Genomic DNA, 25772 nt, shown 5'->3' with positions numbered 1-25772 from the left:
TCACGTCATCTTTTGTATCAAAGACGCGTGTAAGATAGGCCGCACTTTGCCAGGGATGCTCACCATGTTCGATTCGTTGAAAGCGATCAGCCGCCGAATTCTCGGTGCTTTACTGACTGTGGTGAGTGCCATCTTTGGCCAATGGCAGCCGCCCGCCTGGCTGCGAGCCACGGGCCGTGGCGTGGGGAACCTGGGCAATAAGGCCCGCGCCTATCCGCGCCAGGCGGGTGCCGGGGTCTTGGGCCTGGTGCTGCTGGCCGCTGCTGGTTTCTACAGCTGGCACTGGTATTCGAATTTGCCGCAGCCCCACACCGTGGGTTATTCGCTGCATAAGCCGAACCTGACCGATTACTCCCAGCAGCCTCCGGTTGTGGATAACTTGCAGGTGCGCTTTGCCGAGTCCGTGGCTCCGTTGGCAGCCATTGGCAAGCCGGTCACTGAAGGCATTACCCTTAAACCCGCTGTAGCCGGTGCTTGGCGTTGGTCCGACGACCGCACGTTATTGTTCGTGCCGGAAAAAGACTGGCCTGTGGATGCCCATTACACGCTCGACCTGGCCAAGAAACAGCTGCTGGCTGACGGCGTGCTGCTCAGCCAATACAGCAGCCAGTTCTCCACCCAACCGTTCCGCGCCACCCTGGCGCAAAACGAGCTTTACCAAGACCCATCCAACCCCACACTGAAACAGCTGGTGGCGACCTTCCACTTTTCCCACCCGGTGGATGAAGACAACCTGCGCAAGCGCGTCTCGGTAACCCTCGGCAAAGGCCTGGCCTACCGCGACGCCCAGCTGCCCAACCGCCCGGAAATCACCTTCGACGACCTCAAGCTCAATGCTTACGTGCGCTCCGCCGCCCTGGCCACGCCACTGGAAAGCACGCCGGTCAGCGCCAAGCTCGATGAAGGCATCAAAGCCCGTGACGGCGGCAATGCCAGCAACGCGCCACTGGTGGCGGAAGTCACCGTGCCCGGCCGATATCGCCTGACGTTTACCGGTGCCGAAGTCAGCTTTGTCGACAACGAGCGCGGCGAACCGGAACCGGTGTTGATGTTCAGCAGCTCCAGCGCCGTGGCCGATGACACCATCGCCGGTAAGGTCCAGGCTTGGCTGCTGCCGGCCAAGGCTGAAGACGACACGCGCCCTTACACCAGCAACGACATCGACGACGCGATGCTGGCGCGCAGCACCAAGGTCAGCCTGACCCACGTGCCCAGCGTCGAGCCGCTGAACACCCTGCATGCGTTCAAGTTCAAGGCTCCGGCCGGCCGCGCGCTGTATGTACGCGTGCCCGCCAACCTGGAAGCCATTGGCGGTTATCTGGCGAAAAACCCTACCGCTTCGCTGATCAGCATGCCGGCGTACCCACGCACCTTGCAGTTCCTGTCGGACGGCGCGCTGCTGAGCCTCAACGGCGAAAAACGCCTGGGTTTCATGGCCCGTGGCGTGCCCGGTGCCCATGTGGAAATCGCCCGCCTGCTGCCCAACCAGTTGCAGCATTTGGTCGACCAAAGCAGCGGCAGCTTCGCCCGGCCGAATTTCGGCAATGAATACTTCGACCGCATGGTTGAGCGTCAGTCGCTGGATATTGCGTTGTCGTCCAATGACCCGGCGAAAACCGTCTACGACAACGTCGACCTCAGCCACTACCTCACTGCCAATGGCGGCCGTCGCGGTATTTTCGTGCTCAAGCTGAGCCCGCAGGATGACCCGGCCGAGCGCACGTTCGAGTACGAACGCAACAGCACCAGCGACCTGCGTTTTATCGTGGTTACCGACCTTGGCATCATCGCCAAGCGCTCCAGCGACGGCAGCCACGATGTGTTTGTGCAGTCCATCGGCAACGGCTCGCCGGTCGCCGATGCACAAGTCGATATCATGGGTCGCAACGGTCTGCCGGTCGCCAGCGGCCGCACCGATGCCGAAGGCCACGCGCATTTCGCCAAGCTGGATGAACTGCGCCGTGAGAAAACGCCGCTGATGTATGTAGTCACGCGCGGCAATGACCAGTCGTTCCTGCCGATTGCCCGTCAGTCCCAGCAGTTGGACTTTTCACGCTTCGATGTAGGCGGTTTGGAAGAAGACGGCGCGATTAATCGCCTCAGCGCGTATATGTTCACCGACCGTGGCCTGTACCGCCCGGGCGAGACCGCGCACCTGGGCATGATCGTGCGCAGCGGCGACTGGAAAGGTGCGCTGCAAGGCCTGCCGGTTGAACTGCAAATCACCGACCCGCGCGGCCTGGAAGTGATTCGCCAGCCGCTCAAACTGTCCACCAGCGGCTTTGAAACCTTTGATTTCCCCAGCAGTGAAGTCGCCCCCGCCGGTGAGTACACCGCGACTTTGCAGCTGATCGGCCAGAAAAACACCCGCACCGACCTCGGCAGTGTCAGCTTCAAGGTCCGCGACTTCGAGCCGGACCGCATGAAGGTCAGCCTGAGCCTGCACGACACGCCGGTGTTGGGCTGGATTCCACCGGACCAGGTGGTGGCCAAAGTCACCGCGATGCACTTGTTCGGCGCGCCGGCAGCCGGCCGACGTGTCACAGCGAAGATGTCCCTGAGCCCGACGCTCGCGGCCTTTGACCGTTACCCCGATTACCGCTTCCGCCTCAACGACGCCCTGGAAGAAGCCAGCACCGAAGACCTGGCTGAAACCACCGTCGACGACAACGGCCAGGCCGTACTCGACCTCAACCTGCAACGCTTTGCCAGCAGCACCTATCGCCTGCAGGTGATGACCCAGGTGTTCGAGGCCGAAGGCGGCCGCAACGTGGCGGCGCAAAGTGCGCTGCTGGTGTCGTCCGCGCCTTATCTGGTCGGTGTGAAAAGTCAGGATTCGCTGTCGTACGTCGCCAAGGACGCCCCGCGTCAGGTGCAATGGCTGGCCGTCGCGCCGGACCTCACACCGATGGCAGTGGATGGCCTGACCAGTGAAGTGGTCGAACACCGTTACGTGTCGGTACTGGTGAAACAGTCCAACGGCACCTACAAATACGAGTCGCGCATCAAGAACATCAGCCAGCCGGCCTCACCGCTGACGATGACCAAGGACGGCGCCAAGCAGACCCTGAACACCGGCACGCCGGGTGATTTCACCCTGCAGGTCAAAGACGCCAATGGCCGCCTGCTCAACCAGATCGACTACAGCGTGGCCGGGCGCGGCAACACCTCGCGCTCGCTGGAGCGCAACGCCGAGCTGCAACTGCGCCTGGATAAACGCAGCTATGCCACCGGTGATGAGATAGCGATCAGCATCCGCGCGCCTTACACCGGTGCCGGCTTGATCACCATCGAGCGTGACAAGGTTTACACCCAACAGTGGTTCAAGGCCGACAGCACCAACAGCGTGCAACATATCCGCGTGCCTGCCGGGCTTGAGGGCAATGCCTACGTCAACGTGCAGTTTGTGCGCGACATGGGTTCACCTGAGGTTTATATGAGCCCGCTGTCCTACGGCGTGGTGCCGTTCAGCATCAACCTGGATGCACGGCGCATGGCGCTCAAGGTTGAAGGCCCGGAGAAGATCGAGCCGGGGCAGACCCTGGATATCAAGGTCACCGCCGACCGCCCAGGCCGCGCGGTGGTTTACGCGGTGGACGAAGGCATCCTGCAAGTGGCGCGTTACCAAACGCCCGACCCGTTGGGCTTCTTCTTCCAGAAACGCGCATTGGAGGTTGGCACCAGTCAGATCCTTGACCTGATCCTGCCGGAATTCAGCCGCCTGCTCAGTGGCGCAGCGCCCGGTGGTGACACCGAAGGCGCGCTGGCCAACCACCTCAACCCGTTCAAGCGTAAACACCAGCCGCCCGTGGCCTGGTGGTCCGGGTTGGTTGACCTGCCGGCCGGTGAAACCGTGCTGCATTACCAGGTGCCGGACAGCTTCAACGGCAAGCTGCACCTGTTTGCGGTGGCAGTGGACAGTGACAGCGTGGGCGTCAGCGAGGCCAATACCGAAGTGCGCGGGCCGATTGTGATCACACCGAACGTGCCGGCCTTTGTGGCGCCAGGGGACGTGTTCAATGTGAGCGCCGGGGTGTTCAGTAACCTCGACGCGGCAGCGGACGTGAAGTTTGAAGTGCAGACCAGCGACGGGCTAAACGTGCAGGGCGACAAAGGCAGTACCCTGTCGCTGCAACCGCGCAAGGAAGGCACTGCCGAGTTCAAGATCAAGGTCGGTGAAACCCTCGGCTCCGCGGACCTGCGTTTTGTCGCGGTACTGCCGAACGGCAAACGTATCCAGGTCGCAGAAACCACGTCGATCCGCCCACTGAGCGAGCATCGCGTGGCCTTGAGCCTGGGCCGGTTCGACAGCGCCAGCAAAGAGCTGAAACCGACGCGTGAGCTGTTCAGCCAATTGCGCGATGTGCAACTGGGTGTGGCTGCCTCGCCGCTGGTATGGGCCAACGGCCTCAAGCATTACCTGGATGACTATGGCTACGCCTGCACCGAGCAATTGGTGTCCAAGGCCATGCCGGCGTTGATCTGGGGCGGTACCGCACCAGAAGCCGAACAAGCCTTCAGCGGCGCGGTGCGCATGCTGCGCCAGCGCCAGAACTCGGCCGGTGGCTTTGGTTTGTGGGCCGCCAACCCGGACGTGGCGCCGTATGCCAGCCTGTACGCCACCGACTTCCTGATCGAAGCCAAGGAACGCGGGCTGCCGGTGCCGGAAGACCTGCTGGCGCGCTCCAACGCCTACCTGACCGACTTGGCCAATGGCCCAAGCGAAGGTCTGTCGGAATTGCGCAACCGTGCCTACGCCAGTTACCTCTTGAGCCGTCAGGGAATTCTGGTGAGCGGCGCCTTGAGCGATATCCGCGAGCGCTACGAGAGCTACTTCAAAGACTCCTGGCAAAACGACCTTGGCGCCGCTTACCTGGCGGCCAGTTACAAGCTGCTCAAGCAGGATCGTCAGGCCGACACCTTGTTCCGCAAAATCCCGTGGCGTTCGCTGGTGGATAAGTGGGACAGCGACGGCCTGTATTACGACCCGCTGGTACACGACGCCGAGCACTTGCACCTGCTGGCGCGCCACTTCCCCGAGTTGCTTGACGATGTACCGACGGCGCTGCTGGATAAACTCGGCAAGCGCCTGAACGAACAGCGTTACAACTCGCTGTCGGCCGCCCTGCTGCTGCGCGCCCTGGACAATTATGGCCAGCGCGCCCAGAGCGACATGACCCTCAAGGCGACCGCCTGGCTGGGCGACAAGCAACAGCAATTGCTGGAGATGGCCGGCCAGCCACCGCGCGCCGCCGTGCCGGGTAAAACGCAGAAGCTGGTGATGGAAAAAACCGACGGACCGGCCGCCTTCTACATGCTCAGCGAAGCCGGTTTCGACAAGGGCGCCAAGCTCAAGCCCATTAACAATGGCCTGGAGATCATCCACGAATACCTCGACCTCAAAGGCGAGCCGGTGAGCAAAGTCGCGGTGGGCGACGAGTTCCTGGTGCGCCTGCGCCTGCGCGCCACCGACCGCGACCAAGTGCAGCAAGTGGCCGTGGTCGATCTGCTGCCCGGTGGCGTCGAGCCTGTGTATAACTTGCCGCCGGAGCCGGAAGCGGCCGCCAGCAGCGATGAAAGTGAAGGCGACGACTCCGAGTACGTGGAAACCGCCGACGGTGATGAAGCCGACACCTGGCAAGCGCCGATCGGCGAAACCGAGCTGAGCAACTGGCAGCCGGACTACGTGGATGTGCGCGATGATCGGGTGGTGTTGTACGGCACCGCGCTGCGTGATGTAGGCACTTTCGTGTACCGCGTGCGCGCCACCAATGCAGGGACGTTCAATACGCCACCGGCCTACGCCGAAGGCATGTACGAAACCACCCTGCAAGGGCGCGGCAAAGTAGGCCAGCTTGAAATTACCAAGCCTTAAACGCCTGACGCCGCTGCTCGCAGCGGCGGTACTCTTTACAGGCACGCTGGCGGGGCTGCGATGGTGGCCCCATGCCCCACTCGAACAGGCCGTCACTTCGTCCCGCGTGGTGTTGGCCGACGACGGCTCGCTGCTGCGCATGACCTTGGCGCAGGACGGGCAATATCGCCTGTGGCTGCCGCTGGAGCGCATGTCGCCGTCACTGGTCGAGGCTTTGCTGCTAAAGGAAGACCGCAATTTCTATTGGCACCCGGGCATCAACCCCCCGGCGTTGCTGCGCGCGGCCATGGCCACCTACAGCGGCGGCCAGCGCCAGGGCGGCTCGACCTTGAGCATGCAGCTGGCGCGGCGGCTGTGGGACCTCAACACCCGCCAAGTGCCGGGCAAATTGCAGCAGATGGCCCTGGCGCTGTGGCTGGAAGCGCGCTACAGCAAGCACGATATCCTTGAGGCTTACCTGAACCTGGCGCCCATGGGCGGCAATATCGAAGGTGCCGAGGCGGCCAGCCGGATTTACTTTGGCAAGTCGGCGGCGCAGTTGTCGTTGTCCGAAGCGCTGGCCCTGGCGGTGATCCCGCAGCAACCGGGGCGACGCGCGCGCTTCGGGCCGTCGCTGCAACATGCGCGGCTGCGCTTGATGGCCGACTGGCGCGAAACTTATCCACAGGACCCGCGTAACGACAGTTTGCTCGACTTGCCTCTGGAGGCGCGCAACCGCCAGCAGATACCGTTTCTGGCACCGCACTTGAGCGAACAGCTGCTGGCGTCGCAACCCGGCAACGAACTCAACTCAACCCTCAACCTGCCTTTGCAGCAACTGCTCGAACGCTTGATCACAGGCTTTATTGCCGAGCGGCGCAGTACCGGTGTGGAAAACGCCACGGCCATCCTTGTGGACAGCCGCGACCAGAGCGTCAAGGCGCTGGTAGGTTCGGCGGATTACTTATCCACAGGCATCCACGGGCAGGTCAACGGCGTGTTGTCACGGCGCTCGCCGGGGTCGACGCTCAAGCCGTTTCTGTATGGGTTGGCGCTGGATCAGGGGGTTATCCACCCCATGAGCATCCTCAAGGATTTACCCAGTAACTTCGGCTACTTCCAGCCGGAAAATTTCGACGGCAGTTTTGTCGGGCCACTGACAGCGCGGGATGCGTTGATCCGTAGTCGCAATATTCCGGCGGTGTGGCTCGCCAGCCAAGTGCAGTCGCCCTCGCTGTATGGCTTGCTGCAACGCGCCGGTATCAAAGGCTTGCGTGGGGAAAGCCACTACGGTTTGGCCCTGGCCTTGGGCGGCGGCGAGATGACGCCGGAGGAACTGGCCCGCCTGTATGTGATGCTGGCAGGTGACGGGCATTTGCGGCCTTTGCGCTATTTGCAGGAACAACCGCAAACCACCGGCGCGCAGCTGCTCACGCCTCAAGCGGCGTTTATGGTGCGCGACATGCTGCGCCGCAACCCACGCCCGGATGGTCTGCCCGGCCGCCACTGGCGCACCGCGTGGAAAACCGGCACGTCGTGGGGCTTTCATGATGCCTGGAGCGCAGGCCTGGTGGGGCCGTATGTGCTGGTGGTGTGGGTGGGTAATTTTGATGGGCGGCCGAACCCGACGTTTATCGGCGCCAAAACCGCCGCGCCGCTGTTCTTCCGTATCGCCGACGCCCTGCCGCTGGCCTTGCCCAACGTGGTTATCAAGCCCGACAAGCCGCCCGCCGGGCTGGTGCGCATCGACGTGTGTGCGGCCTCCGGCGAGTTGCCCAACCGCTGGTGCCCGCAAACCCGCAAGACCTGGTACATCCCTGGCGTGTCGCCGATTCGCGTGTCCAACCTGCACCGCCCGGTACTGATCGATACGCGCACCGGCAAGGCCGCGTGCCCGCCGTTCGACCCGCGATACACCCGCGAAGAAGTCTTCGAATTCTGGCCCAGCGACGTGCAGCGCCTGTACCGCGCCGCCGGCCTGCCCCGGCGCACGCCGCCGAACGTGATGAAAAATTGCCAACCCAACCGCATCAGCGACCAAAGCGAAGCGCCGCAAATTCGCTCGCCGCTGACCCAGGTGAGCTACCAGTTGCGCCTGTCCCAGCCGCAGGAAAGCATTCCGCTCAATGCCAACGCGGCCAGTGATGCGACCACGCTGTACTGGTTTGCCGACCAGACCCTGATCGGCCAAGGCCCGCCGCAAACCACCTTGAACTGGCGGCCGGGCAAGTCGGGCGAGTATCGGTTGCGGGTCAGTGATGATCAGGGCCGCAGTGCGAGCCGCGGGTTACGAGTAGAGTTTGTACCTTAGGTCAACTCGGTTTTGAAAACGCTCGCCACCAACGCCTGCAACGCGCGTATTTGGGTAGTGGAAAAGATCAAAGCGACAATAATCACGCTCAGCCAGATCAAAAGGATCTTGAATGGATCGAACTCGAGCGCCACCAATGCCCACGTCACCAGGCCGCCACCGATCACGCCAACCACTCCCCAGGCGATAAGTATGGGCTGAACCCGCTTGTGGATATCTCGATAAAGAAACACCCGTGCAACGCACATCAGCACGAATACTATGCCCATCCAACCGAAGGCAGCCAACAACGGCAGCGATAAACCTTGGCGCTGATACAACAAAGCCACCCATTCATGGAATGGCCCCAATCCAGCCATTTGCTGGAACGTATCGCGGCTGGGCAACTGCCACTGCATCCATTGCGCCGGATCTATAAGCAGTAGCGCCATACTGAACAACACCACCAAGGCACTGCATAACCCCAAGGCGCGCCACGCTGGCACAGCGAGACGATAGTTGTTCACAGTGCGCAGCCGCTCCACACCAAATACCGTATCGGCCTCCTCACCCCGGACGATCACCGTTTTACCGTTACGCTGTATTGCAGTACCGATAACCATGACCTCCAGGCTTTCGCTGAGCAAGATTTCTCCTTGTTGGCGGCCCGGTCCTGCGGTGTAACGATAGTCCCCTAGCTGTGGCACTTGGCCTGAAAACAACTCAATGCCTTCGGCGATGATATCCACAGTGCCGTGGGCATCCTTGAGCGCAAAGTCATTGCATTGTGCGTCAGTAAATACTGTCCGCCATGCATCCCTTTCGCCGCTGTCGCGGTAGCTCTCCTGGATCTGCAGTGAATACCCGGCACAGGGCAAGCCATCCACTGGGGATAAGCGCGACTCTTTGAGCATCACAGTGCCACAGACTTTTACCAGACCAGGTCTCAGCGAGTACGAAAGGCTGAGCGGCAAGCGTTTGTCCGCACGGTAGAAACCTCTGTTCATAGTGATGACACCCCTGTCTGGCTATCCATAAGGCTGCATTCTAGGGATAAGGTGGCCGCTAATGCACATCAATGAGGCAGGGAGCATGGGGGTTCTCGGCGGGCTACCTCATGCAGTCAACTCGGTGTAATTCGACTCGCCGCCACCTGTCGCGCCCGACAACCAGCCCCAAACAAAGCTCAAGGTTGTGCGCCCTGACGCGTCGACACCCACTGTACCTCTCGACCACCCGGCAAGTAGTTGCTCGTCCACTGTCACACAGTGAAAAAGCAGCTCAAAGGTGTTGTGACCTGTCACCTGTCCGACCTGCGCTCCCAAACGAATCCGACCGCCTTGGTAAGTACTCGAAATAACGCCATCTTCGACCAGGTAATGAAATACCGTGCCGACACCGGACAGTCCTTGGGCGTTGTTCGCCACCGCAAATCGGCGATTGTGCAAGCGTGCGTGTACGATTGTAGAGAGGCTTTGCATAAACGGGCGTCCTTGAGTTGGCGGCTCCAGCATGTAAAAAGGGGCTATTGAAATAGCCCCTTCCGATACGCCAGCAGCGCTTACTCCACCGTCACCGACTTCGCCAGGTTACGCGGCTGGTCAACGTCAGTGCCCTTGAGCACAGCAACGTAATACGACAGCAGCTGCAACGGGATGGTGTAGAGGATCGGCGACAGGGTGTCGTGGATGTGCGGCATGTTGATCACGTGGGTGCCTTCGCCATTGGTCATGCCAGCCTTTTCGTCGGCAAACACGATCAACTGACCGCCACGCGCGCGTACTTCCTGCAGGTTGGATTTGAGCTTTTCCAGCAGTTCGTTGTTCGGCGCGACGGTGACCACCGGCATGTCGTCATCCACCAGGGCCAAGGGGCCGTGTTTGAGTTCGCCGGCCGGGTAGGCTTCGGCGTGGATGTACGAGATTTCCTTGAGCTTGAGTGAGCCTTCCATCGCTACCGGGTATTGCGCGCCACGGCCGAGGAACAGGGTGTGGTTTTTGTCGGCGAACAGTTCGGCGACTTTTTCCACGGTGCTGTCCATGGCCAGGGCTTCGCCCAGACGGGCCGGCAGGCGGCGCAGTTCTTCAACCAATGTGGCTTCGACGCCTTCGGCGAGGGTGCCGCGCACCTGGCCCAGGGACAGGGTCAGCAGCAACAGGCCAACGAGTTGGGTGGTAAAGGCTTTGGTGGACGCCACGCCGATTTCGCGACCGGCCTGGGTCAGCAGGGTCAGGTCGGACTCGCGCACCAGCGAGCTGATGCTGACGTTGCAGATCGCCAGGCTGCCAAGGAAGCCGAGTTCTTTGGCATTACGCAGCGCGGCCAGGGTGTCGGCCGTTTCGCCGGACTGGGAGATGGTCACGAACAGGGTGTCGGGCTGCACCACCACCTTGCGGTAGCGGAACTCGCTGGCGACTTCGACCTGGCACGGGATGCCGGCCAGTTCTTCGAGCCAGTAACGGGCAACCATACCGGCGTGGTAGCTGGTGCCGCAGGCGACGATCTGCACATTGCGCACTTTGGCGAACAGCTCGGCGGCTTGTGGGCCGAAGGCGTTGACCAGCACTTGGTTCTGGCTCAGGCGGCCTTCCAGGGTGCGTTGCACCACAGACGGTTGCTCGTGGATTTCCTTGAGCATGAAGTGGCGGAATTCGCCTTTATCAGCGGCCTCGGCACCGTCGCGGTATTGCACAGCTTCGCGCTCGACCGGCACGCCGTTGACGTCCCAGATCTGCACACTTTCACGGCGAATATCGGCGATATCACCTTCTTCCAGGTACATGAAGCGGTCAGTCACTTGGCGCAGGGCCAGTTGGTCGGAGGCAAGGAAGTTTTCGCCCAGGCCCAGGCCAATCACCAACGGGCTGCCACTGCGCGCAGCCACCACGCGGTCGGGTTGGCTGGCGCAGACCACGGCCAGGCCGTAGGCGCCGTGCAGTTCCTTGACCGTAGCCTTGAGCGCGACGGTCAGGTCGCCGAGGTCCTTGAGCTTGTGGTTGAGCAGATGGGCGATGACTTCGGTGTCGGTGTCCGAGGTGAACTCATAGCCCAGGCCCTTGAGCTGTTCACGCAGCACTTCGTGATTTTCGATGATGCCGTTGTGCACCACGGCCAGGTCGCCGGAGAAATGCGGGTGAGCGTTACGTTCGCACGGTGCACCGTGGGTGGCCCAACGGGTGTGGGCGATACCCAGACGACCCACCAGCGGCTCGCCGAGCAAAGCTTGTTCCAGCTCGCTGACTTTGCCTGGGCGGCGCATGCGCTCGAGCTCGCCGGCGTTGGTAAATACGGCTACACCGGCGCTGTCATAGCCGCGGTATTCCAGACGTTTGAGGCCTTCAAGCAGGATGGCGGTGACGTTGCGTTCAGCGACTGCGCCTACAATTCCACACATGGTGTATCTCCTAGATGATTGCCGCGCATATCAGCGTAATGCCGCGGGCTTGGATCTGGTCGCGGGCCTCAAGCGGCAGGCGATCATCGGTAATAAGGGTATGGACGCTGCTCCAGGGCAGCTCCAGGTTGGGGATCTTGCGGCCGATCTTGTCGGATTCGACCATCACCACCACTTCACGGGCGACGTCGGCCATTACACGGCTCAGGCCCAGCAGTTCGTTGAATGTGGTGGTGCCACGTTCCAGATCGATGCCGTCAGCGCCGATAAACAACTGATCAAAATCATAGGAACGCAGCACTTGTTCGGCGACCTGGCCCTGGAATGAATCCGAATGCGGGTCCCAGGTGCCGCCGGTCATCAATAACACCGGCTCATGTTCCAGCTCGCTCAGCGCGCGGGCCACGTGCAGGGAGTTGGTCATCACCACCAGGCCCGGCTGGTGGCCGAGCTCCGGGATCATGGCGGCGGTGGTGCTGCCGCTGTCGATGATGATGCGCGCGTGTTCACGCAAGCGCATGACGGCCGCCCGGGCGATGGCGCGCTTGTAGGCCGAGATGGGCTGGGCAGCGTCGCCGACCAGTTCCTGGGGCATGGTGATCGCGCCACCGTAGCGGCGCAGCAGCAGGCCATTGCTTTCGAGGGCGGCGAGGTCCTTGCGGATGGTCACTTCCGACGTTTCGAAACGTTTGGCCAATTCGTCCACGCTGACTTCGCCCTGTTCATTGAGCAGGGTCAGAATGTTGTGGCGTCGTTGGGGTGTATTTCGTTTCGACATAGTAGTGATAAGTTTCGTTTCGAAAGATAACGAAGGCAATCAAAACCTATTGGCGAAAGATCGTCAAGCGGCAAGCTGTAATTTTTACGCTGATTTTTGCTAACACCACTCAACCCATGTGGGAGCTGGCTTGCCTGCGATGGCGGAGTGTCAGGCAACATTCATCGTGAATGCCAGACCGCTATCGCAGGCAAGCCAGCTCCCACAGGAGATAGCATTAGCTGGTGAGGTTGTGGATAACTCAGGTCTTTTTGATTTTGACCGGGCGTTTCCAGCCGTCGATATTGCGCTGGCGGGCGCGGGCAACAGCCAGTTGGGACTTATCCACATCCTGATTGATGGTCGAACCTGCCGCAGTGTTTGAACCATCCCCAATGGTGACCGGCGCAATCAGCGAGTTGTTGGAGCCGATAAATACATCCTCACCAATGGTGGTCTGGTACTTGTTGGCGCCATCGTAGTTGCAGGTGATCGCACCGGCGCCGATGTTGCTGCGCGCGCCGATCACCGCATCGCCGAGGTAGGCCAAATGACCGGCCTTGGCGTCGTCGCCCATTTTCGCGTTCTTGAGTTCAACGAAATTGCCGACGTGCGCACGGGCACCCAGCACACTGCCCGGACGAAGGCGCGCAAACGGACCGGCATCACTGCCCTCGCCCATCACCGCACCGTCAAGATGGCTGTTGGCCTTGACCACCACGCCTTTGCGCAAGGTGCTGTCCTTGATCACGCAGTTCGGGCCAATTACCACGTTATCTTCGATGATCACGCGGCCTTCAAGGATCACGTTGATGTCGATCAGCACGTCGCGACCCACGGTGACTTCACCGCGCACATCGAAGCGCGCTGGATCGCGAAGGGTCACGCCCTGGGCCATCAGGCGGCGACCTTCACGCAGTTGGTAGTGACGCTCAAGCTCGGCAAGCTGCTTGCGGTCGTTGGCGCCCTGCACTTCCATCGGGTCATGGGGCTGCTCGGTGGCAACCAGCAGGCCGTCACTGACGGCCATTTCGATGACGTCAGTGAGGTAGTACTCGCCCTGGGCATTGTTGTTGGACAAGCGGCTCATCCAGTCAGCCAGCATGTTGGCCGGCACGGCGAGAATACCGGTGTTGCCTTCGGTAATCGCACGCTGGGCTTCGCTGGCGTCTTTGTGTTCGACGATGGCAGCGACCTTGCCGCTGGCATCGCGCACGATACGGCCGTAGCCGGTTGGGTCATCCAGCTCAACGGTGAGCAGGCCCATCTGGCCAGGTACCACTTGCTTGAGCAGGCGTTGCAGGGTTTCGACTTCGATCAGCGGTACGTCGCCGTAGAGGATCAGTACGGTGTCGGCGCTGATGAACGGTACGGCCTGCGCAGTCGCGTGGCCGGTGCCCAGTTGCTTGTCCTGCAACACGAAATTCAAATCATCCGCGGCCAGGCGTTCACGCACCACGTCGGCGCCGTGGCCGATCACCACGTGAATACGCTGGGGGTCCAGCTGCCGGGCGCTGTGGATAACATGACCAAGCATGGAATTGCCCGCGACCGGGTGCAGCACCTTGGGCAGGGCTGAACGCATGCGGGTGCCCTGGCCTGCGGCGAGAATGACAATTTCAAGAGACATGAATGGCTACCAATCCTGGGCGGTCCGACTTCAGACCAGAGAAGTGTTTTGCTGAAAAAGAAAAAGGGTAGCCGAGGCTACCCTTTTTAATCAATCGCGCTTGAAGCATTGCGGCTGGGCCGCTTACTTCTTGCGGATCTGCTGGAGCGTGCGCAGCTGGGCTGCAGCCTCGGCCAGACGTACAGCAGCAGCGCTGTAGTCGAAGTCCGCACCCTTTTCGTTCAGGGCCTTCTCGGCAGCCTTGACGGCTTCCTGAGCGGAGGCTTCATCCAGGTCGCCAGCACGTTGCACGGTGTCGGCAAGTACCTTGACCATGTTCGGCTGAACCTCGAGGAAACCGCCGGAGATGTAAAACACCTCACGTTCCCCGCCTTGCTTGGTCAGAGTGATCGGACCTGGCTTCAAGCTGGTGATCAACGGTGCGTGACCCATGGCGATACCAAGATCACCCAGATCGCCGTGTGCAATCACCATTTCTACCAGACCGGAGAAGATTTCCCCTTCCGCGCTGACGATATCGCAATGGACTGTCATAGCCATCTGATTGCCTCAACCTGATGAGCGCCCGTTTCCGGGCGCCGAGATTACAGTTTCTTGGCTTTCTCGATCGCTTCTTCGATGCCGCCGACCATGTAGAACGCTTGTTCTGGCAGGTGGTCGTAGTCACCGTTGAGGATGCCTTTGAAGCCAGCAATGGTGTCTTTCAGGGAAACGTATTTACCCGAAGCACCGGTGAAGACTTCAGCCACGAAGAACGGCTGCGACAAGAAACGCTGGATCTTACGAGCACGGTTTACCAACTGCTTGTCGGCTTCCGACAGCTCGTCCATACCCAGGATCGCAATGATGTCCTTCAGTTCTTTGTAACGCTGCAGCACGTACTGAACGCCGCGAGCGGTGTCGTAGTGCTCCTGGCCGATCACGTTCGGGTCCAGCTGGCGCGAAGTCGAGTCGAGTGGATCGACCGCTGGGTAGATGCCCAGGGAAGCGATGTCACGGGACAGAACGACGGTTGCGTCCAAGTGGGCGAAGGTGGTCGCAGGCGACGGGTCAGTCAAGTCATCCGCAGGTACGTATACCGCTTGGATCGAGGTGATCGAACCTTCTTTGGTCGAAGTGATACGTTCTTGCAGAACGCCCATCTCTTCGGCCAGGGTCGGCTGGTAACCTACTGCGGAAGGCATACGGCCCAGCAGTGCGGATACTTCAGTACCGGCCAAGGTGTAACGGTAGATGTTGTCGACGAACAGCAGAACGTCGTTACCTTCGTCACGGAACTTCTCGGCCATGGTCAGGCCGGTCAGTGCTACGCGCAGACGGTTACCCGGCGGCTCGTTCATCTGACCGTAAACCAGTGCCACTTTGTCCAGAACGTTGGAGTCCTTCATCTCGTGGTAGAAGTCGTTACCCTCACGAGTACGCTCACCCACACCGGCGAACACGGAATAACCGCTGTGCTCGATGGCGATGTTACGGATCAGTTCCATCATGTTTACGGTTTTGCCTACACCGGCACCACCGAACAGACCGACTTTACCGCCTTTGGCGAACGGGCAAACCAGGTCGATAACCTTGATACCGGTTTCGAGCAGATCGTTGCCGCCAGCTTGTTCGGCGAACGAAGGTGCTGGACGGTGAATGCCCCAGCGCTCTTCGGTGTCGATCGGGCCAGCTTCGTCAATCGGGTTGCCCAGAACGTCCATGATCCGGCCCAGGGTCGCTTTACCGACCGGTACGGAGATGGCAGCGCCAGTGTCGACAACGTCCAGACCGCGCTTCAAGCCTTCGGTGGAACCCATCGCAATGGTACGAACCACGCCGTCGCCCAGCTGCTGCTGAACTTCCAGAGTGGTTTCCGCGCCTTGTACTTTCAGCGCGTTGTAGATGCTCGGTACGCTGTCGCGTGGGAATTCCACGTCGATAACGGCGCCGATGATTTGAACGATACGTCCGCTACTCATAGCTGGATCCTCTGAATATTTGAACCGTTAAACCGCGGCAGCGCCGCCGACGATTTCCGAGATCTCTTGGGTGATCGCAGCCTGACGCGCCTTGTTGTAGATCAGCTGCAAATCGCTGATCAGATCACCGGCGTTATCGGTAGCGTTTTTCATCGCGATCATCCGCGCCGCTTGTTCAGCTGCGTTGTTCTCGACCACCGCCTGGTACACCTGCGACTCCACGTAGCGCACCATCAAGCCGTCAAGCAGCTCTTTGGCGTCTGGTTCGTAGAGGTAGTCCCAGTGGTGCTTGAGTTCCTGATCCGGAGTCGCCACCAGTGGAATCAATTGCTCCACGGTTGGCTGCTGGGTCATGGTGTTGATGAACTTGTTGGATACCACGGACAGGCGGTCAATCCGGCCTTCCAGGTACGCATCCAGCATCACCTTCACACTGCCGATCAAATCATTGATCGACGGCTCTTCACCCAGGTGGCTGATAGCTGCAACGACGTTACCGCCGAAGTTGCGGAAAAAGGCCGCACCCTTGCTACCAACTACACACAGATCGATCTCGACGCCCTTTTCGCGGTTTACCGCCATGTCCTTGACCAGGGCCTTGAACAGGTTGGTATTCAGACCACCGCACAAACCACGGTCACTGCTCACTACCACATAACCCACACGCTTAACTTCGCGGTCGATCATGAACGGGTGGCGGTATTCCGGGTTGGCGTTAGCCAAATGCCCAATTACCTGGCGGATACGCTCCGCATAAGGACGGCTAGCAGCCATGCGCATTTGTGCCTTGCGCATTTTGCTGACCGCCACTTTTTCCATGGCGCTGGTAATCTTTTGCGTGCTTTTGATGCTCGCAATCTTACTGCGAATCTCTTTTGCGCCTGCCATGTAACACCTATCAGGTTAGCAAGCGGGAGCCTTGCGGCTCCCGCTGCGGCTTACCAGGTTTGGGTGGCCTTGAACTTCTCGATACCGGCTTTCATGCCAGCGTCGATTTCGTCATTGAAGTCACCCTTCACGTTGATCTTGGCCAACAAGTCGGCGTGATCGCGGTTGAAGTAAGCAATCAGCGCTTGTTCAAAGCTGCCGACCTTGGTGATTTCGACGTCAGTCAGGAACCCACGCTCAGCGGCATACAGCGACAACGCCATGTCAGCGATCGACATTGGGGCGTATTGCTTCTGCTTCATCAGCTCGGTAACGCGCTGACCATGCTCAAGTTGCTTACGGGTCGCTTCGTCCAGGTCAGAAGCGAACTGGGCGAATGCCGCCAGTTCACGGTACTGAGCCAGAGCGGTACGGATACCACCGGAGAGCTTCTTGATGATCTTGGTCTGAGCGGCACCACCCACACGGGATACCGAAACACCGGCGTTCACAGCAGGACGGATCCCGGAGTTGAACATGGCCGATTCCAGGAAGATCTGACCGTCGGTGATGGAAATCACGTTGGTCGGAACGAACGCGGAAACGTCGCCAGCCTGGGTTTCGATGATCGGCAGTGCGGTCAGGGAACCGGTTTTGCCGGTCACTGCGCCGTTGGTGAACTTCTCTACGTATTCTTCCGAAACGCGGGATGCGCGCTCCAGCAGACGGGAGTGGAGATAGAACACGTCGCCTGGGTAAGCTTCACGGCCTGGTGGACGGCGCAGCAGCAGGGAAATCTGGCGGTAAGCCACTGCTTGCTTGGACAGATCGTCATAAACGATCAGCGCGTCTTCACCGCGGTCGCGGAAGAATTCACCCATGGTGCAACCGGAGTACGGTGCCAGGAATTGCAGCGCAGGAGATTCCGAAGCACTGGCAGCCACGATGATCGTGTTGGCCAGGGCGCCGTTTTCTTCCAGCTTGCGAACCACGTTGGCGATGGTCGATTGCTTCTGACCAATGGCTACGTAGACGCAGAAAATGCCGCTGTCTTTCTGGTTGATGATCGCGTCGATCGCCAGAGCGGTTTTACCGATCTGACGGTCACCGATGATCAGCTCACGCTGGCCACGGCCGACTGGGATCATGGCATCGACAGCCTTGTAGCCAGTCTGTACAGGCTGGTCTACCGACTTACGCCAGATCACGCCTGGAGCAACTTTCTCGACCGCGTCGGTCTCGGTGTTGCCCAGTGGACCTTTACCGTCAACAGGGTTACCCAGTGCGTCGACTACGCGACCCAGCAGTTCCTTACCAACCGGAACTTCCAGGATGCGGCCTGTGCACTTGGCGCTCATGCCTTCAGCCAGACTGGTGTACGCGCCCAATACAACGGCACCTACGGAGTCTTGCTCCAGGTTGAGGGCCATACCGTAGACGCCGCCCGGAAACTCGATCATCTCGCCGTACATGACGTCGGCCAGACCGTGAATCCGCACGATGCCGTCAGATACGCTGACGACAGTGCCTTCGTTACGGGCTTGGGAGGTCACATCGAGCTTGTCGATGCGGCCCTTGATAATTTCACTTATTTCGGAAGGATTGAGTTGCTGCATTGCTCTGCTGCCCCTTCAAACTCAAGATTTCAATGCTTCGGCAAGTTTCGCGATTTTGCCGCGAATCGAGCCATCGATAACCAGGTCGCCGGCACGGATAACAACACCACCAATCAGGGATGCGTCCTCCGAAGCTTGCAGGCGCACTTCCCGATTGAGTCGTGCACTGAGAACCTTGGCGAGTTTGTCTTGCTGTTCTTGGTTCAATGCAAAAGCACTGGTCACTTCAACGTCTACCGATTTCTCTTCTTCGGCCTTGTACAGGTCGAACAGAGCGGCGATCTCCGGCAAAAGCGGGAGACGGTCGTTTTCGGCAACGACGTGGATGAAGTTCTGTACCTTCACATCAAACTTGTCGCCGCACACTTCAATAAAAGTGGCGGCCTTGTCTGCGCTCGTCAGTCGCGGGGCCTTGAGCACGCGCTGCATGGTGTCGTCTTGCGACACTGCTGCAGCCAGGCCGAGCATGGCTGACCAAGAGGCCAGCTGCTGGTGGGCCTGGGCGTGCTCGAAGGCTGCCTTAGCGTAAGGTCGGGCCAACGTGGTCAATTCTGCCATGATCGCCCTCGCTTAGATTTCAGCAGCCAGTTTGTTAACCAGCTCCGCGTGCGCGTTTTGATCGATTGTGGCACCCAGGATCTTCTCAGCACCGCCGACGGCCAGAGCACCCAGTTGGGCACGCAGCGCATCTTTGACACTGTTCAATTCCTGCTCGATCTCGGCCTGAGCCTGAACCTTCACACGGTCAGCGTCGATACGGGCTTTTTCAACAGCCTCTTCAACAATCTGATTACCGCGTTTCTTGGCTTGCTCAATGATTTCAGCTGCCTGTGCCTTAGCATCGCGCAGTTGATGGCCCGCTTTCTCTTGGGCCAACTCCAGGTCGCGAGCTGCACGGGTGGCAGCGTCCAGTCCATCCGCGATCTTCTTCTGACGTTCGTGCAAAGCTGCGATGACCGGAGGCCATACGAACTTCATGCAGAAAACGACAAAAATCAAGAACGCTAAGGACTGACCAATAATGGTTGCATTAATGTTCACGCCAATACCTCGCTCGTTCGTTGCACAACACACCAATCACTCGAAAAAACGAGTGATTAACCGGCGAGTTGACCAACGAAGGGGTTCGCGAAGGTGAAGAACAGAGCGATACCAACACCGATCATGGTCACGGCGTCGAGCAGACCGGCAACGATGAACATTTTAACCTGCAGCATTGGGACCATTTCTGGCTGACGCGCTGCGCCTTCCAGGAACTTGCCGCCCAGCAGGCCGAAACCAATGGCAGTACCCAGGGCGCCCAGGCCGATCAACAGTGCAACAGCGATAGCGGTTAGACCAACTACAGTTTCCATCTTTCCTCCCGACTTTTACGTCGTATGGTTTAGGTTTTTTAGATTTTAAAGCGGTAAAACAAATCGTTTCATAGCCCTGGTGGGCCACCTTCCCGTTTCACCGGGAAGGACATCAGACTAGTCGAGACCGGCCTTAATGGTTCTCTTCGTGCGCCATCGACAGGTAGACGATGGTCAGCATCATGAAGATGAAGGCCTGCAGGGTGATGATCAGGATGTGGAACACAGCCCACGCCCACTGCAGAACAATGCCCAGGCCGCTAAGCCAGAGCAGACCACTGCCGAACATCACAGCGATCAGAATGAACACCAGCTCGCCGGCATACATGTTGCCGAACAGTCGCAGAGCCAGGGAGATAGGCTTGGCGATCAGGGTGACGAATTCCAGCAGGAAGTTCACCGGGATCAGCAGGGCTTGAACGAAAATGTTCTTGCTGCCGAACGGGTGCAGGGTCAGTTCGCCGATGAAGCCGCCGATGCCCTTGATCTTGATGCTGTAGAAAATGATCAACGCGAATACCGACAAGGCCATGCCCAGGGTAGCGTTAGGGTCAGTGGTCGATACGGCACGGAATGGAATATGCGGATCGCCGCTGATCGCCATGGCGAGCTGAGGAATCCAGTCAACCGGAATCAGGTCGACGGCGTTCATCAGGAACACCCAGACGAAGATGGTCAGTGCCAGCGGTGCAATCACCGGGCTACGGCCATGGAAGCTGTCTTTCACGCTGCCATCGACGAATTCGACCAATACTTCAACGAAGTTCTGCAACGCACCTGGCTGACCGGAAGTCGCCTTTTTTGCCGCCATGCGGAAAATCAGGACGAAGATCAGACCCAATGCGACCGACCAGCCCAGAGTATCCAGGTGGAAAGCCCAGAAACCCATTTCTTTGGCTTCTGCTGCGGTGTGGGCGAAGCCCCAGCCGCCGTTGGGAAGCTGACCGAAGGTCAGGTTCTGCAAGTGGTGCTGGATATAGCCCGAAGCGGTTGTTTCTGCCATGGTTGCCTCAAACGCCCTAAGGTTTCGAAAGTCTTGTTTTCATTAGCAGGGGAGCGAACCAGCTGACCAGTTGGGTCAACACGAAGACGCCGAATACAGCCAGCGGCGCCAATGGCTTCACACCTGCAAAGGTCAGTGCAAACAGCACTGCCGTCAAAATCAGTTTCCCCGCCTCGCCGGCATAAAATGACCGGACGATAGCCTGGGCTGCTCGGGCGCCGGAAAACCGAAAGGCCCTGTGAGCAAAATACATATTGGGCAGCAAGGCTATCAGGCCTCCGCAGAGTCCTGAATATCCGGCTACGACTCCATGCCAGTACCAAAGCGCCAACGCGGCGATCAGTAGAATGACAAATTGAGCCAATAAAACCGGGAAAACGGCCAAGCGATGGAACGGCAACGTGTTTGGCGTGCGGGTTTCCATCACTTTTGCTCCTCAATGGTCGGCTGCCGAGAATCAATAACTTGGCATAATTTGTGCCGACAAAATGCGCGCAGAGTATAGGGGCGGTTCAGCCCCTATTCAACTGTCGGGTAGTGTTTTCCGATCGCGCGCTACATAAGCAAATGTTTCAGCGGATGTGGGCAAGGACGCCCTGAAGCTCGTCAAGCGAGTTATATCCGATAACCAATTGCCCTTTGCCCTTCTTGCCGTGGCGAATTTGTACCGCAGAGCCCAGCCGCTCGGCCAGGCGCTGCTCGAGGCGTGCGATATCCGGATCAGGTTTGGCGGTTTCGACCGGTGCAGGTTTGCCGCTCAGCCACTGGCGAACCAGCGCCTCAGTCTGACGCACCGTGAGCCCTCGTGCGACAACGTGTCGCGCCCCTTCAACCTGTTGATTTTCCGGCAAACCGAGCAAAGCACGGGCATGACCCATTTCCAGGTCGCCGTGGGACAACATGGTCTTGATGACTTCCGGCAACGCGATCAGACGCAGCAAGTTGGACACCGTGACGCGGGATTTACCCACCGCGTCGGCCACTTGTTGCTGGGTCAGCTGGAATTCCTGCTGCAAACGCTGCAACGCGATCGCTTCTTCAACCGGGTTGAGGTCTTCACGCTGGATGTTTTCGATCAACGCCATGGCGATGGCGGTTTCATCCGGTACATCGCGCACCATCGCCGGGATGGTTTCCTTTCCGGCCTGCTGGCTTGCGCGCCAGCGGCGTTCGCCGGCGATGATTTCAAACCGACCGCCGCCGATCGGGCGCACCACAATCGGCTGCATCACGCCCTGGGCCTTGATCGAGTTGGCCAGTTCTTCCAGCGCCTGGGGGTCCATATCGCGGCGTGGCTGGTATTTGCCGCGCTGGATCAAGTCCAGCGGCAAATGTTGCAGCTCGCGCTCGTCGGCCTGTACCGCTTGTTCTTCAAGCGAAGTGACAGTCGGACCACTCAACAGTGCATCCAGTCCACGTCCGAGACCTCGTTTCTTGACGGCCATGGGGATTCCTTAAGTTGGCTGGGCTGCAGCGGTGCGTGAGTTGCGGCGTTGACGGCGAACCATCTCGCCGGCCAGTGCCAGGTAGGCAATGGCGCCACGCGATGATTTGTCGTACGCCAGCGCGGGCATGCCGTAGCTTGGCGCTTCGGCCAGGCGGATGTTGCGTGGGATCACGGTGTCGTACAACTGATCACCAAAGTGTTCCTTGAGCTGCGCCGACACATCGTTCATCAGGCTCAGGCGCGGGTCATACATGGTCCGCAACAGGCCTTCGATTTGCAGGTTCGGGTTGAGCAACTCGGCGATACGCTTGATGTTATCCACAAGGTCACTCAGACCTTCCAGCGCGAAGTACTCGCACTGCATGGGGATAATCACCCCATCGGCGGCAACCAATGCGTTGAGCGTGAGCATCGACAGCGACGGTGGGCAGTCGATCAAAATGTAATCGTAATTCTCGCGGATCGGCGCCAAGGCGCTGCGCAGACGGCTTTCTTTCATCTGCATTTCGAGCAGCACCACTTCCGCCGCGGTCAAATCGCGGTTGGCCGGCAGCAGTTGATAACCACCGTGCTCGGAGTAGTGCATGGCCTGGGCCAGGTCACACTCGCCGATCAGCAAGTCGTAGACCGAATTTTCCAGGCCGTGTTTATCCACACCGCTACCCATGGTGGCGTTGCCCTGTGGATCGAGATCGATCAACAGCACCCGACGCTTGGTGGCGACCAGGGATGCTGCGAGGTTGATGCAGGTGGTGGTTTTGCCCACGCCACCTTTCTGGTTCGCTATCGCGAATACCTTAGCCATTCTTGCTTGTGTTCCCAATCATGCCGTGCGGCGCAGTATCAGCAGATGGCGTTGGCCTTGGCAACCGGGTACGGCCAAGGCGTGTTCGCTATCGAGGTGGAAGTCTGTCGGCAATGCTAACAGCTCGTCGCTTGGATGAACGCCCTTCATTGCCAGCCAGCGGGTGTCGCGGTCGCCCAGGTGGCGAGTCCAATTGCTGAAGTTCTCCATGCTGCTGAATGCCCGGGAAACAATTCCATTGAAAGGCAGTTCAGGTGTGAACTCTTCGACCCGACTGTGGATAACTTGCAGGTTTTCCAGCTTGAGCTCGAGTTTTACCTGGGTCAGGAAGCGGGTTTTCTTGCCGTTGCTGTCCAGGCACGTCACTTGCGACTCGGGAAACAGGATCGCCAGCGGAATGCCTGGCATCCCACCGCCACTGCCCACGTCAAGCCAACGGCCGTTTTCGATAAACGGCATCACGCTCAAACTGTCGAGCAAATGACGCGATACCATTTCGTCGGGGTTACGCACCGCAGTCAGGTTGTAAGCCTTGTTCCATTTGATCAACAGGGCCAGGTAGCCGAGCAGTAATTCGTGCTGGGCTGCAGTCAGGTCCACGCCTAACTGGCGCGCACCTGTGGATAATTCTTCGGCGTGTTGCGAGGTGACCAACGAACTCAAGCGCTTTGCTCCAACTGACGGCCCGCGCCGCGTTTTTTCAAATGAATCATCAACAGCGAAATCGCTGCCGGAGTGACGCCGGGAATACGTGAAGCCTGACCAAGAGTCTCCGGCCGAGTTATCCCCAGCTTGCTTTGGATTTCTTTCGACAACCCCGAAATCCCGGTGTAATCGATATCCACAGGCAGCTTGGTGTCTTCACTGGCGCGCAGGCGAGCGATCTCATCCTGCTGGCGGTCAATGTAACCGGCGTATTTGGTCTTGATCTCGACCTGCTCGGCAACCTGTGGGTCTTCTGCGCCCTGGCCTGTCACTTCGACCAAGCCAGCGTAGTCGATTTCCGGACGGGACAGCAGGTTCAGCAGGTTGTATTCGTGGGTCAGCGGCGTACCGAATTTTTCCGCAATCGCATCGCCCTGCTCGGTGCCTGGGCGAACCCAGGTACTTTTCAGACGTTGCTCTTCGAGCGTGATGCTTTCGCGTTTTTTGCAGAAGGCTGCCCAACGCGCGTCATCGACCAGGCCCAGCTCGCGACCTTTTTCGGTCAGGCGCAGGTCGGCGTTGTCTTCGCGCAGGATCAAACGGTATTCCGCCCGGGACGTGAACATCCGATACGGTTCCTGGGTGCCCAGGGTAATCAGGTCATCGACCAATACGCCGATGTACGCTTCATCGCGACGCGGGCACCAGCTGTCTTTGCCCTGCGCGCGCAGTGCTGCGTTGGTCCCGGCCAGCAAACCTTGGGCGCCGGCTTCTTCGTAACCGGTGGTGCCATTGATTTGGCCAGCGAAAAACAGACCGGCGATGACTTTGGTTTCGAGGCTGTACTTCAGATCACGCGGGTCGAAGTAGTCGTACTCGATGGCGTAGCCCGGACGCACGATGTGGGCGTTTTCCATACCGCGAATCGACTGCACGATCTGAATTTGCACGTCGAACGGCAAGGACGTGGAAATCCCGTTCGGGTACAGCTCATGGGTGGTCAAGCCTTCGGGCTCGATGAAGACCTGGTGGCTTTCCTTGTCGGCAAAGCGATGGATCTTGTCTTCGATCGAAGGGCAATAACGCGGGCCAATGCCTTCAATCACCCCGGAATACATCGGCGAACGGTCGAGGTTCGCGGCAATGATCTCGTGGGTGCGGGCGTTGGTGTGGGTAATCCAGCAGCTCACCTGTTTCGGGTGCTGCTCTTTGGAACCCATGAACGACATGACCGGGATTGGCGTATCACCGGCTTGTTCGGTCATCACCGAGAAATCCACAGAACGCCCGTCGATACGCGGCGGGGTACCTGTTTTCAAGCGACCGACTCGCAGTGGTAACTCGCGCAGGCGTTTTGCCAGGGCAATCGATGGCGGATCACCGGCGCGACCGCCGGAATAGTTCTGCATACCGATGTGGATAAGTCCGCCCAGGAATGTGCCGGTGGTCAACACCACGGATTCTGCGAAGAAACGCAGGCCCATCTGGGTGACAACGCCCTTCACCACGTCCTGTTCGACGATCAGGTCATCGGCAGCCTGTTGAAATATCCACAGGTTCGGCTGGTTTTCCAGGGTTTCACGTACCGCAGCCTTGTACAGGATGCGGTCTGCCTGTGCCCGAGTAGCACGTACGGCCGGGCCTTTGCGGCTGTTGAGCACGCGAAATTGAATACCACCTTTGTCGGTGGCCATGGCCATGACACCGCCAAGGGCATCAATTTCTTTAACCAGATGGCTTTTGCCGATCCCACCGATGGCGGGGTTGCAACTCATGGCGCCGAGGGTTTCCACGTTGTGCGTCAACAACAGGGTTTTAACGCCCATGCGTGCTGACGCCAGTGCTGCCTCGGTACCGGCATGACCGCCGCCGATGACGATCACTTCAAAACGGGAAGGGAAATCCACCACGCACCTCGTGCCTGCTTATGTAGGTAATCAGGAATTGTTTGTTGAAAGAGTTTTAGAGCTATGGCGGCAAGTATAGGGACTTAGCCCTTCCTAAAGAACCCTTTGCACAAAATTTAACCAGCTGTGGATGAATCACAGACAATAGAAATTAAAAAAGAAGAAATTTATAAGATCTTTGTTTTTATGTTTATTTCTACTGAGCCTACTTTCTGTGGATAGATCTCTACAAGCCTCTATT

20 protein-coding genes are annotated in these 25772 nt (G+C 59.2%); 2 read left to right on the top strand and 18 right to left on the bottom strand.

What is annotated here, in order from left to right; all coding sequences use genetic code 11:
* Positions 1-64 precede the first annotated feature (64 nt).
* Both ACQY47_RS14720 and pbpC read left to right on the top strand, forming a co-directional pair.
* Complete coding sequence (locus ACQY47_RS14720) at positions 65-5875, top strand: MG2 domain-containing protein (RefSeq protein WP_428557332.1); 5811 nt, start codon at positions 65-67, stop codon at positions 5873-5875.
* Positions 5856-8165: a penicillin-binding protein 1C gene (gene pbpC, locus ACQY47_RS14715; protein WP_428557331.1), complete on the top strand. Its 2310-nt coding sequence runs from the start codon at positions 5856-5858 to the stop codon at positions 8163-8165. Before ACQY47_RS14720 ends, pbpC begins: the two co-directional genes overlap by 20 nt.
* Here the strand turns inward: pbpC and ACQY47_RS14710 are convergent.
* The 18 genes from ACQY47_RS14710 to mnmG all read right to left on the bottom strand — a co-directional run bounded on the left by ACQY47_RS14710 (position 8162) and on the right by mnmG (position 25531).
* Positions 8162-9151 (bottom strand): hypothetical protein, encoded by a 990-nt coding sequence (locus ACQY47_RS14710; protein ID WP_236460346.1) that lies wholly within the window; start codon positions 9149-9151, stop codon positions 8162-8164. The genes pbpC and ACQY47_RS14710 overlap by 4 nt on opposite strands.
* A gap of 108 nt (positions 9152-9259) precedes the next feature.
* The gene (locus ACQY47_RS14705; RefSeq protein ID WP_138450349.1) at positions 9260-9625 is read right to left on the bottom strand and encodes a hypothetical protein; all 366 of its coding nucleotides are present in this window, start codon (positions 9623-9625) and stop codon (positions 9260-9262) included.
* A gap of 80 nt (positions 9626-9705) precedes the next feature.
* Positions 9706-11538 (bottom strand): glutamine--fructose-6-phosphate transaminase (isomerizing), encoded by a 1833-nt coding sequence (glmS, locus tag ACQY47_RS14700; protein WP_428557330.1) that lies wholly within the window; start codon positions 11536-11538, stop codon positions 9706-9708.
* A gap of 10 nt (positions 11539-11548) precedes the next feature.
* Positions 11549-12316 (bottom strand): DeoR/GlpR family DNA-binding transcription regulator, encoded by a 768-nt coding sequence (locus ACQY47_RS14695; RefSeq protein ID WP_099550203.1) that lies wholly within the window; start codon positions 12314-12316, stop codon positions 11549-11551.
* 241 nt (positions 12317-12557) lie between these two features.
* Positions 12558-13925: a bifunctional UDP-N-acetylglucosamine diphosphorylase/glucosamine-1-phosphate N-acetyltransferase GlmU gene (glmU, locus tag ACQY47_RS14690; RefSeq protein ID WP_428557329.1), complete on the bottom strand. Its 1368-nt coding sequence runs from the start codon at positions 13923-13925 to the stop codon at positions 12558-12560.
* Between the two features lie 123 nt (positions 13926-14048).
* Positions 14049-14465, bottom strand: a complete 417-nt coding sequence (locus tag ACQY47_RS14685; protein ID WP_017135117.1) for a F0F1 ATP synthase subunit epsilon — start codon at positions 14463-14465, stop codon at positions 14049-14051.
* A gap of 44 nt (positions 14466-14509) precedes the next feature.
* Complete coding sequence (gene atpD / locus ACQY47_RS14680; protein ID WP_017135118.1) at positions 14510-15886, bottom strand: F0F1 ATP synthase subunit beta; 1377 nt, start codon at positions 15884-15886, stop codon at positions 14510-14512.
* A 27-nt stretch (positions 15887-15913) separates the two neighbouring features.
* On the bottom strand, positions 15914-16774 hold the full coding sequence (gene atpG / locus ACQY47_RS14675) for a F0F1 ATP synthase subunit gamma (protein ID WP_010207685.1): 861 nt from the start codon (positions 16772-16774) through the stop codon (positions 15914-15916).
* 50 nt (positions 16775-16824) lie between these two features.
* A complete protein-coding gene (gene atpA, locus ACQY47_RS14670) occupies positions 16825-18369 on the bottom strand; it encodes a F0F1 ATP synthase subunit alpha (protein WP_017135120.1) in 1545 nt (514 codons plus the stop codon).
* Between the two features lie 21 nt (positions 18370-18390).
* Complete coding sequence (locus ACQY47_RS14665) at positions 18391-18927, bottom strand: F0F1 ATP synthase subunit delta (protein ID WP_017135121.1); 537 nt, start codon at positions 18925-18927, stop codon at positions 18391-18393.
* A gap of 12 nt (positions 18928-18939) precedes the next feature.
* On the bottom strand, positions 18940-19410 hold the full coding sequence (locus tag ACQY47_RS14660; protein WP_017135122.1) for a F0F1 ATP synthase subunit B: 471 nt from the start codon (positions 19408-19410) through the stop codon (positions 18940-18942).
* A 56-nt stretch (positions 19411-19466) separates the two neighbouring features.
* On the bottom strand, positions 19467-19724 hold the full coding sequence (gene atpE / locus ACQY47_RS14655; protein ID WP_002555987.1) for a F0F1 ATP synthase subunit C: 258 nt from the start codon (positions 19722-19724) through the stop codon (positions 19467-19469).
* A gap of 133 nt (positions 19725-19857) precedes the next feature.
* Positions 19858-20727, bottom strand: coding sequence for a F0F1 ATP synthase subunit A (atpB, locus tag ACQY47_RS14650; protein WP_017135123.1), 870 nt, complete (start codon positions 20725-20727; stop codon positions 19858-19860).
* A 16-nt stretch (positions 20728-20743) separates the two neighbouring features.
* Positions 20744-21151: a F0F1 ATP synthase subunit I gene (locus ACQY47_RS14645; protein WP_010565865.1), complete on the bottom strand. Its 408-nt coding sequence runs from the start codon at positions 21149-21151 to the stop codon at positions 20744-20746.
* A 148-nt stretch (positions 21152-21299) separates the two neighbouring features.
* Positions 21300-22172, bottom strand: a complete 873-nt coding sequence (locus ACQY47_RS14640) for a ParB/RepB/Spo0J family partition protein (protein WP_017135124.1) — start codon at positions 22170-22172, stop codon at positions 21300-21302.
* A gap of 9 nt (positions 22173-22181) precedes the next feature.
* Positions 22182-22979: a ParA family protein gene (locus ACQY47_RS14635; RefSeq protein WP_017477894.1), complete on the bottom strand. Its 798-nt coding sequence runs from the start codon at positions 22977-22979 to the stop codon at positions 22182-22184.
* 18 nt (positions 22980-22997) lie between these two features.
* Positions 22998-23642, bottom strand: coding sequence for a 16S rRNA (guanine(527)-N(7))-methyltransferase RsmG (gene rsmG, locus ACQY47_RS14630; RefSeq protein WP_017135125.1), 645 nt, complete (start codon positions 23640-23642; stop codon positions 22998-23000).
* Complete coding sequence (mnmG, locus tag ACQY47_RS14625; protein WP_099550201.1) at positions 23639-25531, bottom strand: tRNA uridine-5-carboxymethylaminomethyl(34) synthesis enzyme MnmG; 1893 nt, start codon at positions 25529-25531, stop codon at positions 23639-23641. Before mnmG ends, rsmG begins: the two co-directional genes overlap by 4 nt.
* Positions 25532-25772 lie beyond the last annotated feature (241 nt).

It is taken from the genome of Pseudomonas edaphica (assembly GCF_965277385.1).
GTDB classification, from domain to species: Bacteria; Pseudomonadota; Gammaproteobacteria; order Pseudomonadales; family Pseudomonadaceae; genus Aquipseudomonas; species Aquipseudomonas edaphica.
Note: the sequence above shows the minus strand (reverse complement) of the source record. Positions and strands in the feature narration are given on the sequence as shown.